The sequence below is a fragment of the Ancylomarina longa genome, assembly GCF_003996985.1.
GTDB classification, from domain to species: Bacteria; Bacteroidota; Bacteroidia; order Bacteroidales; family Marinifilaceae; genus Ancylomarina_A; species Ancylomarina_A longa.
The window spans coordinates 21,688-35,473 of the sequence record NZ_RJJX01000011.1; the positions used below are offsets into that span (position 1 = coordinate 21,688).

At 36.3% G+C, this 13,786-nt stretch carries 15 protein-coding genes; 2 read left to right on the forward strand and 13 right to left on the reverse strand.

Annotated features, from left to right (window positions below; genetic code table 11):
- Positions 1–32: 32 nt before the first annotated feature.
- The 10 genes from DLK05_RS09455 to DLK05_RS09500 all read right to left on the reverse strand — a co-directional run bounded on the left by DLK05_RS09455 (position 33) and on the right by DLK05_RS09500 (position 8,390).
- Positions 33–500 (reverse strand): ExbD/TolR family protein, encoded by a 468-nt coding sequence (locus DLK05_RS09455; protein WP_127343760.1) that lies wholly within the window; start codon positions 498–500, stop codon positions 33–35.
- Positions 500–1,078 carry an ExbD/TolR family protein gene (locus DLK05_RS09460; protein ID WP_127343761.1) on the reverse strand — a complete coding sequence of 193 codons (579 nt, stop codon included), beginning with the start codon at positions 1,076–1,078 and terminating at the stop codon, positions 500–502. The genes DLK05_RS09455 and DLK05_RS09460 overlap by 1 nt, the downstream gene beginning before the upstream one ends.
- Positions 1,079–1,130: 52 nt before the next feature.
- Entirely contained in the window at positions 1,131–1,580 is a 450-nt protein-coding gene (locus tag DLK05_RS09465; protein WP_127343762.1) for a hypothetical protein, read from the reverse strand.
- Positions 1,581–1,589: 9 nt separating this feature from the next.
- Positions 1,590–2,414, reverse strand: a complete 825-nt coding sequence (locus DLK05_RS09470; protein WP_127343763.1) for a MotA/TolQ/ExbB proton channel family protein — start codon at positions 2,412–2,414, stop codon at positions 1,590–1,592.
- A 214-nt stretch (positions 2,415–2,628) separates the two neighbouring features.
- Entirely contained in the window at positions 2,629–3,663 is a 1,035-nt protein-coding gene (locus DLK05_RS09475) for an asparaginase (protein WP_127343764.1), read from the reverse strand.
- 15 nt (positions 3,664–3,678) lie between these two features.
- Positions 3,679–4,446, reverse strand: a complete 768-nt coding sequence (locus DLK05_RS09480) for a TatD family hydrolase (protein WP_127343765.1) — start codon at positions 4,444–4,446, stop codon at positions 3,679–3,681.
- A 125-nt stretch (positions 4,447–4,571) separates the two neighbouring features.
- Complete coding sequence (gene gdhA / locus DLK05_RS09485) at positions 4,572–5,906, reverse strand: NADP-specific glutamate dehydrogenase (protein ID WP_127343766.1); 1,335 nt, start codon at positions 5,904–5,906, stop codon at positions 4,572–4,574.
- A gap of 205 nt (positions 5,907–6,111) precedes the next feature.
- Positions 6,112–7,215, reverse strand: coding sequence for a DNA-processing protein DprA (gene dprA / locus DLK05_RS09490; RefSeq protein ID WP_127343767.1), 1,104 nt, complete (start codon positions 7,213–7,215; stop codon positions 6,112–6,114).
- Positions 7,216–7,258: 43 nt separating this feature from the next.
- Positions 7,259–7,849, reverse strand: coding sequence for a hypothetical protein (locus tag DLK05_RS09495; RefSeq protein ID WP_127343768.1), 591 nt, complete (start codon positions 7,847–7,849; stop codon positions 7,259–7,261).
- A gap of 76 nt (positions 7,850–7,925) precedes the next feature.
- A complete protein-coding gene (locus DLK05_RS09500; protein ID WP_127343769.1) occupies positions 7,926–8,390 on the reverse strand; it encodes a hypothetical protein in 465 nt (154 codons plus the stop codon).
- A 352-nt stretch (positions 8,391–8,742) separates the two neighbouring features.
- Between DLK05_RS09500 and DLK05_RS09505 the strand changes: the two genes are divergently transcribed.
- Together DLK05_RS09505 and DLK05_RS09510 are read left to right on the forward strand one after the other, a co-directional pair.
- Positions 8,743–9,273: an adenine phosphoribosyltransferase gene (locus DLK05_RS09505; RefSeq protein ID WP_127343770.1), complete on the forward strand. Its 531-nt coding sequence runs from the start codon at positions 8,743–8,745 to the stop codon at positions 9,271–9,273.
- 99 nt (positions 9,274–9,372) lie between these two features.
- Positions 9,373–10,599 carry a 3-phosphoshikimate 1-carboxyvinyltransferase gene (locus DLK05_RS09510; RefSeq protein ID WP_127343771.1) on the forward strand — a complete coding sequence of 409 codons (1,227 nt, stop codon included), beginning with the start codon at positions 9,373–9,375 and terminating at the stop codon, positions 10,597–10,599.
- 62 nt (positions 10,600–10,661) lie between these two features.
- Here DLK05_RS09510 and DLK05_RS09515 read toward each other — a convergent pair whose 3' ends face one another.
- The 3 genes from DLK05_RS09515 to DLK05_RS09525 form a co-directional block, all read right to left on the reverse strand.
- A complete protein-coding gene (locus DLK05_RS09515) occupies positions 10,662–11,051 on the reverse strand; it encodes an HU family DNA-binding protein (RefSeq protein ID WP_127343772.1) in 390 nt (129 codons plus the stop codon).
- A 474-nt stretch (positions 11,052–11,525) separates the two neighbouring features.
- Positions 11,526–12,242, reverse strand: a complete 717-nt coding sequence (deoD, locus tag DLK05_RS09520; RefSeq protein WP_127343773.1) for a purine-nucleoside phosphorylase — start codon at positions 12,240–12,242, stop codon at positions 11,526–11,528.
- Between the two features lie 838 nt (positions 12,243–13,080).
- A complete protein-coding gene (locus DLK05_RS09525; protein ID WP_127343774.1) occupies positions 13,081–13,548 on the reverse strand; it encodes a nucleoside deaminase in 468 nt (155 codons plus the stop codon).
- Positions 13,549–13,786: the final 238 nt, after the last annotated feature.

Here is a 13,786-nt window from a genome sequence, read left to right on the forward strand (position 1 = left end):
TGGACTCCTTTTTTTTATCTGAGTTTGGAATATTATTCCGCAGCTTGACGTGTTGAATAGTTAAGCTTTAAAGCACTCGCTTTTCTTAACTCCTGCTTAATGTCAATAATAACACCCATTTTGGTGTATTGATCAACTTTAAGAGATGTCGTTAGTTTGTTACGTAATTCTTCTTTTCTTGCTTCTCTTTCTGATGCAATAAAAGATTGAATATCGTCTACAGTAGCAAATTGATCATTCAACTGAATCTTTGGTTCAGTACCAAATGTTTTCTGGAATTTTCTCATAGGAACACCTACATAAATGTTGCTTACAAGATCTTTCTTCTCCAATTTTACGATTTCTTTTGCTTCCGGAACCAAAACACTAACATTCAAGTCTACTTCGCGCATGGTTGTACTAACCATGAAGAAAAATAGCAACATGAATACAATGTCAGGAAGGGAAGCTGTAGATATTGCAGGTGTTTCTTTTCCACCTTCTTTTCTAAATTTTGACATTATCTTCCTCCTCCTACATTTTTAGGTTCTGCTTCGGATATCTGCATTGGAACGTATTTTTTAACAGCAGCTTGTTGATCATCATTCAAGTCTCTGAATTTTTTGCCCCATTTTAACATTGCTTTCTCGTCTTTCAGTTCTCGAGATGCAGCTGCAAGCTCATCTTGAACACGAATGTATGTTTCATAACTCGTTCCACGGTCGTTCTGCAAAGATACCAATCCTTTCGAAACCATAACATCACCAAAATAAGGGATGGTTTTTACGTTCTTTTCAGGAAGGTTCTTGTCATTCTTAGGATTCAGGATAAACTCTTTTGTTTTTTCACGCAATTGTGAAATATCAAGAAGTTCTCCATTAACCAACAACTCGTTGTTACGGTTAACCAAAATAGCTAAAACATTACGTTGCTTAACTTTTGGTTCATTTTCTGGTGTTTCATCTTCTGGAATTGGAGGTAACTTTTTGTAGATACCAGTATCAATATCCATTGTTGTAGAAACGAGGAAGAAAATTAACAACAAGAATGCAATATCGGCCATCGAACTCGCATTAAGTTCTGGTGTTTTTCTTGCCATAGTATTATTTCTTAAGTTTATTTTGATCCGGCATTAGAACCGGATCATTTTCCTAACGTAATTTTCTGATCACTTCGGTTACTACAATAGCAACAACAGTTCCAATACCTAAAATGTACATAGTGTACAAAATGGTATCAGCGAATTCCAATGAACCAGGATTGTTGTCAACACCAGTATATCCAGGTAAATTTAAAAGAGTACCGTCTGACAATGAATAGGAGATAAGGATTATTAGTCCTAGTCCGACCAATCCGATTAATCCTTTAAGTGCACCTTTAGGGTTTACTATTAATTGGATAATAGGAAAAACAACAGCTAAGCCTGCAGAAACAATAAACAATACTTTGGTCCAGTTGATCAAAAGATCAGTATAAACTGGAGTATCATATGCTTGATTTGGAATGTCACCACCCAAGTAAAACATGGCCACAAAAATTGCAGTAAGACCAATCATTACATAGGTGAGAATATCTAAATATTTACTCAATGTATTTGACATAGTCTAATATTATTTTTTTAGGTTGTATTTTACTAAAATATCAATAAGCGTGATTGATGAATCTTCCATGTTATTCACGATGCTATCAATTTTTGCAGTACAGTAGTTATAGAAAACTTGAAGGATCATTGCTACGATCAAACCTGATACTGTTGTAATCAATGCTACTTTAATACCACCTGCTACCGCTGCTGGAGAGATAGTACCCATTGATTGGATAGAGTCAAAAGCGTCAATCATACCAATTACAGTACCCATGAAACCCAACATTGGAGCCAAACCAATCATCAAACCAATCCAAGATAAACCTTTTTCTAAAAGACCCATCTGAACAGAACCGTAAGAAACTACCGATTTTTCAACAACTTCAATACCTTCATCAATACGATCAAGACCTTGATAGAAGATACTTGCGATTGGACCACGAGTATTTCTACAAACTTCTTTTGCCGCGTCAACACCACCATTGTTTAATGCATCCTCAAGGCTTGCAATTAATTTTTTGGTGTTAGTTGAAGATAAGTTCAAGTAAATAATTCTTTCGATAGAAAGAGCTAAACCTAAAATAAGTGTTAATAACACAAAGCTCATAAACATTGCACCACCTTGGATGAATTGTTTTTTAACTACCTGATGGAAAGATGTGCTTTCAATTGCTTCATCTTCAAATGCTGGAGGTGTAGCAGTTTCCTGAGCAACTTCTTCTGTAGCAGTTGTGTCAACTTGTGTAGTATCTACAGTAGCTTCTGCTGTCTCATCTTGAGCAACTACATTAAATGATGCTCCAATGTTTAGCATCCCAATAACTGCTATAAATGCAAATAACTTTTTCATAGTCTGTTTTTCAAATTTTAATTAACGAAATTATTTTTACAAATTTAAACGATTGTGAATTAACAATAAAATATAATTTTTTGTTTGTTCTAAATTCTTACTTTTTTACGGGAAATACCAGATTTCCTGCCTATTTGGCTCTCACCTTCTTATGTAATACAGAGGGGCTTAAACAGTGCACCAAATTACAAAAAAAATGTGAAAAACAAATATTCTATTGGCTTATTTCACCTTTAAGGGATTTATTTAAAAGCAATATTATTTGTTCTTTCGATAGGTTTTTTCCTAGTAAATACATTAGTTTGGTTAGTGCAGCCTCTGTGGTTATATCGTGTCCACTTACCACTCCTGCTTTTAGTAACTCAAGGCTAGTTTCATAGAGTCCCATTTCTACACTTCCGGCAGCACATTGGGTAATATTATAGATTACTATTCCTTTAGATATAGCTTTTTTAAGAGCATCAATGAACCAAATATCAGTTGGTGCATTCCCTGCCCCGTAGCTTTCCATTACCACTCCTTTTAAACCTTCGATATTCAATATTGATTCGACTACCTGTTTTGTGATGCCCGGAAATAATTTTAGAATAGCAATATTTGTGTCAAGCTTGGTAGATATTTGCAGATTCTTTTGATGGCTTGGGTAATGTATTGCTGCGTAATTGTAATTAATATGAATTCCGATTTTTGCCAGATCAGGATAATTGTAAGAATAAAATGCATTGAAATGTTCTGCATTGTGTTTGGTTGTTCTATTACCGCGGAACAATTTATTTTCAAAGACAATACATACTTCAGGAACCATTGCCTGGTTATTTTGTCTTGCTGCTGCAATTTCTATTGCTGTTATTAAATTTTCTTTACCATCTGTTCGTAGCGTACCAATGGGTAATTGTGATCCTGTAAGAATAATAGGTTTTTGTAAATCATCAAGCATGAAACTTAGTGCAGATGCTGTAAAAGACATTGTATCGGTTCCATGTAGAACAACAAATCCATCATATAGTGAATAGTTATCCTTGATTAGTTCTGCAATTTTCACCCATACTTGCGGGTTAAGATTGGAAGAATCAATTAATGGTTCAAAGGGAATGGAATGAAGATCAAAGCCAAATTCATTAAGTTCGGGAACCTGTTTTAGGATATGATCAAAGTCAAACGGTTTCAAAGAGCCTGTTATCGGATCATTAACCATGCCGATTGTTCCACCAGTATATAGTATTAATATGGAGGTTTTCTTTGATGTCATTTAATAGTTGTTTATTTAAAAATTAAACAATGTTTTAGCATTGTGGCTTGTGGCTTTTGCAATATCCTCTATACTTATATTGTATATTTCTGATAATTTTTGAGCTATATGTATTAAAAAAGAGCTTTCATTCCTTTTCCCTCTGTGGGGAACTGGTGCTAAATAAGGTGAATCCGTTTCCAGAACAAGGTTTTGTAGTGGTATTTTAGATATGGTTTTGTCTACACCAGCATTTTTAAAAGTAACGATTCCATTAATTCCAAGAAGAAATCCTAAATCAATGGCGTGCCTTGCTTGTTCCTCATTACCGGTAAAACTATGAAATACTCCTTTATATTTCTTGATTGGATGATTATCCAGAATTTCAAAAATTTCATTAAATGATTCTCTGCAATGAATTACAATTGGTAAATCTAATTCAATGGCCCAATTAATTTGTGTTGTAAAAGCAACTTTTTGTTGTTCGAGGAAAGTTTTATCCCAATATAAATCTATTCCTATTTCACCAATTGCAATGTATTTTTTTTTGGAAAGCCATTGTTCGCATAATTGTAACTCCTCCTTGTAATTTTCTTTTACCGATGTCGGATGCAAGCCCATCATGGGAATACATGTTTCCGAAAAGTTGTCCACTAAATTGTGTAATTGTGGGATGGATTTGGAGTCAATGTTAGGAAGGAGAATTTTATCTATGCCACATTCTTTTGATCTGGAAATAATGTCCTCTATTTCAGATTTAAAATCATCTACGTAGATGTGGGAATGTGTGTCAATTAATTTCATTACTATTCTATTTTTTTTGCAAACATAGGTAATTGAACAGCGATAGTCAAAAGCTTTTTTGAATAAAATTGAAACTAAAAAAAAGCCGGCATTGCCGGCTTTTTCAATATATGGCATTTATTTAATTACACGCAACCTTGAGCTAGCATTGCTTCGGCAACTTTTACGAAACCGCCAATATTAGCACCTTTAATGTAGTTGATGTGTCCATTCTCTCTTCCGTGAAGCACACAAGTATCGTGAATGTCTTTCATGATGCGACCCAATTTTTCATCTACTTCTTCAGCAGACCAATTGAAACGCATAGAGTTTTGAGACATTTCCAATCCGGATACTGCAACACCACCAGCATTAGCTGCTTTTCCAGGAGCGAATGCAATAGCATCAACCAAGTAGAAAGCTGCTTCAGCAGTACAACCCATATTAGAGGTTTCAACAACAAATTTACATCCGTTCTCAACTAATTGTTTTGCATCGTCTAGGTTCAATTCATTCTGAATTGCGCAAGGGAAAGCAATATCAACTTTTTGTTCCCATGGTTTTTTGCCAGCGAAGAATTGAGCACCAAATTTCTCAGCATATGGTGCAACAACATCATTGTTTGTTGCTCTAAGATCTAGTAAGTATTCAACTTTTTCACCAGTAATACCATCTTTGTCGTAGATATATCCGTCAGGACCAGAAATGGTTACTACTTTAGCACCTAGTTCTTCTAATTTAAGAGCAGCACCCCAAGTTACATTACCGAATCCGGAAAGTGCAACAGTTTTACCTTTAAGATCTTGATTGTTTTCAGCCAACATATGTTGAGCGAAATAAACAGATCCAAAACCAGTAGCTTCCGGACGAACTAATGAACCACCAAATGCAAGACCTTTACCAGTTAATACGCCAGTAAATTCATTACGAATTCTTTTGTATTGGCCGAAAAGATATCCTATTTCACGTCCACCAACACCTATGTCACCAGCTGGTACATCTGTGTTAGGACCAATGTGTTTGCAAAGCTCAGTCATGAAACTTTGACAAAAACGCATAATTTCATTGTCTGATCTTCCTTTAGCGTTAAAGTCAGATCCTCCTTTACCACCACCCATAGGTAGAGTAGTTAAAGAGTTTTTGAATGTTTGTTCGAATCCTAAGAATTTTAAAGCACTTAGAGTTACTGAAGGGTGAAAACGTAATCCACCTTTGTATGGTCCAATTGCACTATTAAATTCTACACGATAACCACGGTTGATTTCTACCTCACCGTTGTCATTGATCCATGGTACCCGGAACATGATAGTACGTTCAGGTTCACACATTTTTTCAAGAATTTTTGCAGCTTTATATTTTGGGTTTGAATCGTATGTTTCCCAAACTGTTTCGACTACTTCTTGAACTGCCTGATGGAATTCTGCTTCTCCAGGAGTTTTAGCCTTAAGGCTATCCATGAATTCATTAATCTTTGCTTCCATATCCAAAATATGTTATGAAATTAAAATTGTTTGTTGTGTTATAATAATTAGTTCTTGGGGTCAAATGTATATATTTTTTTAAAACCTCAAATTAAAAGTGTAAATATTTTATAACGTTTTCGTAAAACGTAAGTGGCGGAAAATCAACCTTATATAATGATGACAGATCTGCTTTATAACATTAGACTTGAAAAGATGACAAAATTCATGAATTCAAAGAGTAGATTTTACCCGGGTGCGACTGAACGATGCCATTAAATTCTAGTTTTAAGAGAAGGCTGGAAACTTTGCTCATGGGAAAGGATGTTTTCATACATAGAATATCGATAGGAGTTTTGTTTTCCTGTTTGAGTATATTCGCAATTATTTCTTCCTCTTTGCTAAGCTCTACAAAAAGCTGTGTCTGGATTTCTTTCTTCTTAGGTGTCCTGTTTTCCCATCCCAGAATGTATTCTAAATCTTTTGCACTCTCTATAAGATGAGCCTGATTGGTTTTTATTAATTGGTTACAACCTGTTGAAAATCGATCAGTAGTTTTTCCGGGAAAGGCAAACACATCACGATTGTAGGAATTGGCTATATCAGCTGTAACCAGAGAACCTCCTTTTGCAGCCGATTCTATGACAATTGTTGCATCTGCCATGCCAGCAATAATTCTGTTGCGACGAACGAAATTTTTAGGATCAAACTTACTCTTTGAGGTAAATTCGCTGACAATGGCACCATGATTGGTAATCTCAGCTGCATATTTTTTGTGCTGCGCAGGATACATTTGGTTCAAATCATGACCTAGCGCGGCAATGGTTGGTAAGTTGTAGCGTAATGCCGCTTTGTGAGCACAAATATCTACACCATAAGCTAAGCCGCTAATAATAGTTGGTTTAATTTCTTTTTCAGATAGGTCTTGTATTAATTTATTGCACATCTCCCGGCCGTAATCGCTGGCATTTCTGGTGCCTACAATACTGATTGTTCTTTCTGCATTAAAATCAGTTTCTCCTTTATAATATAATATGCAAGGCGAGTCGGCACAATGAAGCAAGCGTTGCGGATAAGTTTTGTCCAGGTAAAAGCTGTATTTTATATCGTTATCTTTCAGAAATTCCAATTCCTTTTCGGCTAATAGAAGTGCATTGCTACGATCTAATTTACTGAGAAAGGAATTGCCTATGCCTGGGATTTTCAGTAGATTTTGTTTTTTCTCAGTAAAAAAAGCTTCCGGACTGCCAGTATAAGCGATTACTTTTTTGCTGTTTACAGGGCCAAGACCGTTTAGAAAGCTAAAGGCGATTTTATATATCTCTTTCATAGATGATTTTTGGGTCATGAAAGGAGATAAATTTACAAAATACTTATAAAGTAAACGTAGTACCAATGGTTAAAAATCCGCCATTGCCCCATCCAAATTCCGAGAAAATGCCAAATTGATCGGTAAAATGATAACGTGTTCCAAGGAGAACTCCCAAATCTAAAAGCAAATCATTGCTGCTATTGCTTCTGTAGATAGGATTGTTGCTTGCATCCGGGTCGGTGGAGGAGGCTTTTTTGTGCTCCATCGAAAAACCAACTTTCATATTGGTATATATTTCAATTCCGTATTCCGGAAAAATATTCATTCCCGATAGCCAGTGATTTAATTCGTAGGTAAGTGATGTTCCAAACCGATAGTAATTATATTTCACCTCACTAAAGCCCAAATTGAATTCCTGTTTTTGCCCCACATAGCCAATGTAGGCTCCAATGCTTAAATCCTTTTTCCAGTTTTGTTGCACTTCAACCAGCAGAGATGGAGAATTGGTTTCGTTTGAACCGGCAAAATTGTGATCAAATTTCCCGTATTTTCCCAATGGGATACCAATATTAATTCGGGTGTTGTTCTGTTGTGCAAATATACTTGTAGTAAATACTAATAATATGGATAGGAGTAATGTGTACTTTTTCATTTTTAATGGAATATTGATTGTAATACTTTAATTTCTGATGATAACGCAATGTTGTTATATATAGTATTGCAGGATATTATTTTTGAGTCAAAATATTTTTATTTAAAATGGCTTTAACCTTCTTACGGTCTGCTTTTGTAATTGCCGAAAGGCTTACTGCCGGATATTTTGCAACTCCCTTTGTGGTTTGCTGATATAAGGTGAGCTCAGGTCTTAAACCAAATATTTTATTTTTCCAGTCATAATGAGAAAGACTATTTCTGGAGATTTCTATTGATTTAAAATTATCATGAAACGGGTGAAGCGGATAATATCGGAGGATAATAAAGTCATCCGATTCCTGAAAGATGATAAAATTATAATTTAAGAATAGGCTAAATATTATAAGCGTGAAGAATAGTATGCTCATTGCTCCTAAAATAATATAGATGTTGGGAATGCTTAAGTAGATTAATAATATGGTTAAGCTTAGGTAGATAAATGTACCAAGATAATAGGAGAGCTTTATCCAGGCTGCTCTGTTCTGATTGTTAATAGTCATGGTTGTGGGGCAAAAATTATAATTTATGCTCTAAAGGTAGAAACTAATGCTGATTTGGACAATCAAGGCTCGACTAGTTTCGTAGTCTTATTTATTTTGAAGGCGTTTTCGCAGCATGAAATTTGAACCTGGTAAAAAGCTTTCCAGATTATTTCTAATATAGAATGATTATTTAGGCAGACTTTTCTATTTTTACCGGGGATTTTCCCGCATGTTATCAAGTTAATTTTTTGAGTAATTAAGCGACGAAGAGGTGAATGACCCGCTTCTTCCGGGTTTTTGCGTTTTAAAAGCAATAGCTTGGAAGTTTATTAGAGAGTTGTAAGACACCTTTTTAGAAAAATATAATAAGATGGAAGCAAGACTTCAAGAAGCAAAAGATTCGATTAGAGATGTAGTTGATTTTCCGAAAGAGGGAATCGTTTTTAAAGATATCACCACCATGTTGAAAAGTGAAAAACACTTGAATACCTTGGTGGAAACATTATATCAACAATATAAAGGAAAAGGAATTACCAAAGTGGTGGGATTGGAAAGCCGTGGTTTTATTTTAGGAACCGTGCTTGCCTATAAATTAGGAGCTGGTTTTGTTCCTGTTCGTAAGCCTGGTAAATTACCTGCACCTACCTACTCCGAAAAATATTCACTTGAGTATGGAGAGGATGAGATTTTTATCCATCAGGATGCTTTAACTGCTGACGATGTAGTGTTGCTACACGACGATTTATTGGCAACCGGAGGAACCGCAAAGGCTTCTATCGATTTATTGAATCGTTTCCATCTGAAAAATGTTTTTGTGAACTTTTTGGTGGAATTGGATTTTCTGAAAGGGCGCAATAAATTGAATACAAAATATGAGGTAGATTCTTTATTTCATTTTTAAATAAAGATTTTAAATATTGATTATCGGCCAACAATATCTGTTTTCATTGTTGGCTGGTTTTGTTCTATTCCTAATTTTTCCCATTAAAATTAAGCAAGCATGCAATACTCCATTTCTAAATCATTAAAACATCTGGATGGCAGAGTGGTATTACCTGCTTCCAAAAGTATTTCGAATAGGGTGCAGATAATCAATGCACTTAGTAATAGTTTTGAGCCGATTAAGAATCTGTCGGATTGCGACGACTCGAAAGTAATGCAGCAAATATTATTTTCGAATACCAATACTTTTGATGTGGGGCATGCAGGTACAAGTATGCGTTTTTTAACGGCTTATCTTGCTAAGATTGTTGGGGAATGGACTTTGACCGGATCGGATAGAATGAAACAACGACCAATAGGTGTTTTGGTGGATGCACTTAATTCTATTGGTGCTCAAATCTCCTATCTGGAAAAGGAAGGCTACCCTCCTTTAAAAATATTTGGCTCGAATATCACAGGTAAAGAGGTGGAATTGGCTGGTGATACCAGCTCACAATATATAACTGCCTTATTACTGATTGCTCCTACTCTGGAGAGTGGTTTGAAAATTAAGTTGAAAGGAAAAATTGTTTCGCGCTCGTATATCGAGATGACACTGAATATTATGAAAGAGTTTGGTGTGAAATCGGAATTTAGAGGACAGGAGATATTCGTTGACAAACAGCAGTATCAGCGAATGCCTTATACCGTTGAAGGCGATTGGTCGGGTGCATCATACTGGTTTGCATTTATGGCATTGGCTAGCGAAGGAAAGTTGTATTTGGATGGTTTACGTCGACATTCTTTCCAGGGAGATGCCGGTTTGCTTCCCGTTTTTGAAAAGCTTGGCGTGAAGGCACAATTCTCTAAGCGGGGGATGTTTATCGAAAAAATGGATACGGATTGTAAAAAACTGCGATTCGATTTTAATCAGATGCCCGATTTGGCACAGACTTTTGCTGTATGTGCTGCTCTAAAAGGAATTCCATTCCATTTTACCGGACTGGAAACATTGAAGATTAAGGAAACAGATCGTATTTATGCGCTAATTACCGAATTGGGAAAATTAGGATATGTGCTTTTTGAGCCTCAGCAAGGCGAATTGGCTTGGGATGGTGAAAGAAAAGAAGCTGCCGAAAATATTGTAATCGAAACCTATCACGATCACCGAATGGCAATGGCTTTTGCTCCTGTAGCTATGCTTCGCGCTGATATTGTTATCGACTCGCCCGATGTGGTGAAAAAATCTTATCCCAATTTTTGGGAGCAACTAAAACAATTGGATTTCGAAATTAAAGAAGTCTAATTCACTTATCGACCCGTCGGGATTCAAAAATCGGACGGGTTTGTTTTTTCGGATATAGCTGCTTATTTCCTTCTCTTTTTAAACTCCGCTTTTTTTAATTCCTCCTTAATTCTGGTTCCCGGACGAAATGCCATTTTAACCGTATGGATATTGCGGGTATTTATCTGTTCGGGTTTTTGTACTCCTTTGCCGGTAATATGCAGGGAGAAGGTGCCAAGCTCTCCTAATTCTACGCTATGATTGTCCAGCAAAAAATAGGGGATCTCTGTTACAAAAGCAGTGAGTACTCCCTGAACATCTATCTCGCTAAAGGTTGAGATGGATGCTATTCTTTTGGCCATATCCCGCAAATTTATTTTTTCACGATTGCATACTCTTGGATAGAATAAATGGTCTTCACCTTCTTTTTTTATTGGGGTTTTGATTTGTACTACTTTGTATTCTATGGTCATGTTCTGATGATTTGGGTTAATGCTAAGGATGTTTTCCTGAAAAGGACAGTACCTTTTAATTAAAAGATAAGCTTAAGTAAAAGTTATCATGTACAAGTTAATTATTTTTGATGTAGATGAAAAATAAATATGATGTAGGTGAAAATTTATTTTGATGTACATCAAACTTTTAAAATGTAAGGTAGTTTTTACTGAAATATGCTGAGGTAATAATGTAAATGTACCTGAGTTTGGTTGAATCGTGAGGTGTTGTTGCCAGATTGGCTGTTTTATTGAAGCGGGCTGCGTGAAGGATTGCAGCGGATACCCCGCAGCAGGCTTGGGTGGTGTGATGGGGGCGAGGAGTAGCAGCGGAAAGCCTGACCCGAGTTTTGGGAGGGGCACGCCCTGAAATTTATTGGAGCTTGTATAAAAAAAGAAAGAGGAAGCTTGCAAACTTCCTCCATTCCCTACATAAATGTATCTGATCTAAAATTATTGCCTTATTGCTGTTTCCAAACCCAATTCAATCATAGTATGAAGGGTGGTTTGGCGTTCTTCTGCACTGGTTGCTTCGCCGGTAAGGATATGATCGCTTACGGTTAGAATGGACAATGCTTTTGCTTTTTGACGAGCAGCGATGGTATATAAAGCGGTTGTTTCCATTTCAACAGCTAAAACACCGTAATCTGCCCAGATTTTAAATGGCTCCGGATTGTTTTCCAAATCGTGGTAGAACACATCTGAGGTTAATATATTTCCGGCCTTTACATGAATGCCTTTGGAAGTAGCTACCTGATGTGCATCGGATAACATTTTAAAATCGGCACATGGTGCGTAATCCATGCCTTTAAATTTATTTTTGTTGATACCGGAATCGGTGCTGGATGTCATCGCTAATATTACATCGCGAACATTAACATCATGGTTGAACGATCCGCAGGTTCCTATTCTGATAAGGTTTTTAACACCATATTGAGTGATTAGCTCGTGTGTGTAAATGGAAATGGATGGTACACCCATACCTGTTCCCTGAACCGAAATACGTTTGCCTTTGTAGGTTCCGGTAAATCCTAACATTCCTCTTACTTTATTATAACATACAACATCCTCAAGAAAGTTATCGGCAATGTATTTTGCTCTTAAAGGATCTCCTGGCAATAGAATAGTTTCGGCAATGTCGCCCATTTTGGCTTCGTTGTGTGCACTCATGATATTTTGTTTTAATTATAGACTAATAAAGATAATGGTTTTCTGCATAAAGACACAGAAAGCATTACGCTTACTCGTTTCAAATAAAAAAGAGAATGGATTATAAAATTGGTTGGATGGTAGTGGTATCGCGATTGTTTGATAAAGTAAAATTACCCCTAATAAAACTTTTCAAATCGAAATCGATCAACTGATTGCAAAAATAATATTTTAAATGAAATAATACTATAATTGCAATTTTTATCTCTGAACAGAATCGCTATTCCGTCGCGAACAATCATTTCAGACTAAAACATCACACAATTCAGCTAATCCCGAAGCCTGAAGGGCTCATATACTAGAACTAGGGGCATCGCCCCTAGTATTTATGTGTCACGATTAATTCAGGCTGAAGGCCTGATATATTCCAGACCTTCAGCCTAATGATTTACAGTTTTATTATACTAGGGGCGATGCCCCTAGTTAGGGGATTAGAGCCTTTCAGGCTCGCCGAATGCCAACCTAACACCAGCATTCTTCCCTCCTCAGGGAAAATCCCTGCTCAAAACAACTACATATCTTTAAAAACTGAATTAAGCTATTCTCTTAATGTGGGTATCGCCAATCGGGCGAGATGCGGGAGATACTGCTGCTATGAAATGCCGAACAGCATCCGATTGGCTTGATTTTTTGTTTCCTTTTTTATCTAAGAACCGAACGGAGTGAGCTCATGAATGCCCGTGAAAATAATTTGATGAATAAAAAAGGAAAAGCCTGTCCGGCTTGAGGACTAGTAAGAAATTAATCACATTAAGGCAAAAAACAACAAAAGTAATATGTTCATTGCCTTTTATTTCTGTTATAGCGACATTCTTTTCTTGGTAAAAAATTCCTTGATTAACTCGCTGCTTTCTTCTTTCATTATCCCCGAAACAACTTCGGTTCTGGGATGCAAAGGACTGGGAGTAAATCGCGTAAATCCTCTTTTCTCATCTTTTGCTCCGTAAATTATTTTGGTGATTTGCGCCCAGGCTAGCGCTCCGGCACACATATTACAGGGTTCGAGCGTAACGTAAAGGGTGCAATCGATAAGGTATTTGCCTCCCAGAAAGTTTGCTGCGGCCGTAATTGCCTGCATCTCGGCATGGGCAGTAACATCGTTTAAGCGTTCGGTAAGATTATGGGCACGGGCAATTATACGGTTGTTACAGACCACTACTGCGCCAACGGGAATTTCATTAGCATCGAAAGCTTTTTGCGCTTCCTGTATGGCTTGCTTCATAAAATATTCATCAGAAAAAGGGGAGATCGGCGCGTCTTCGTTCATATTTTTTGGTTTGTAATTATTTTAGAAATTCTGATTGTAACAATTGCTTGATATTTAGGGATAGACTTGACTTAGTGCAGCTGTTTATTATTTGATTTAGAACTAATTTAAACTAAATCCACATTCCTATTCTAAGAATCTATCAATCTATTAAATAAAACACTACTCAATTTCGCAAATTGTTAGTATTTTCGCAAAGTTAACAAAATAGGAATAATACCGATTATTAATCATTTAC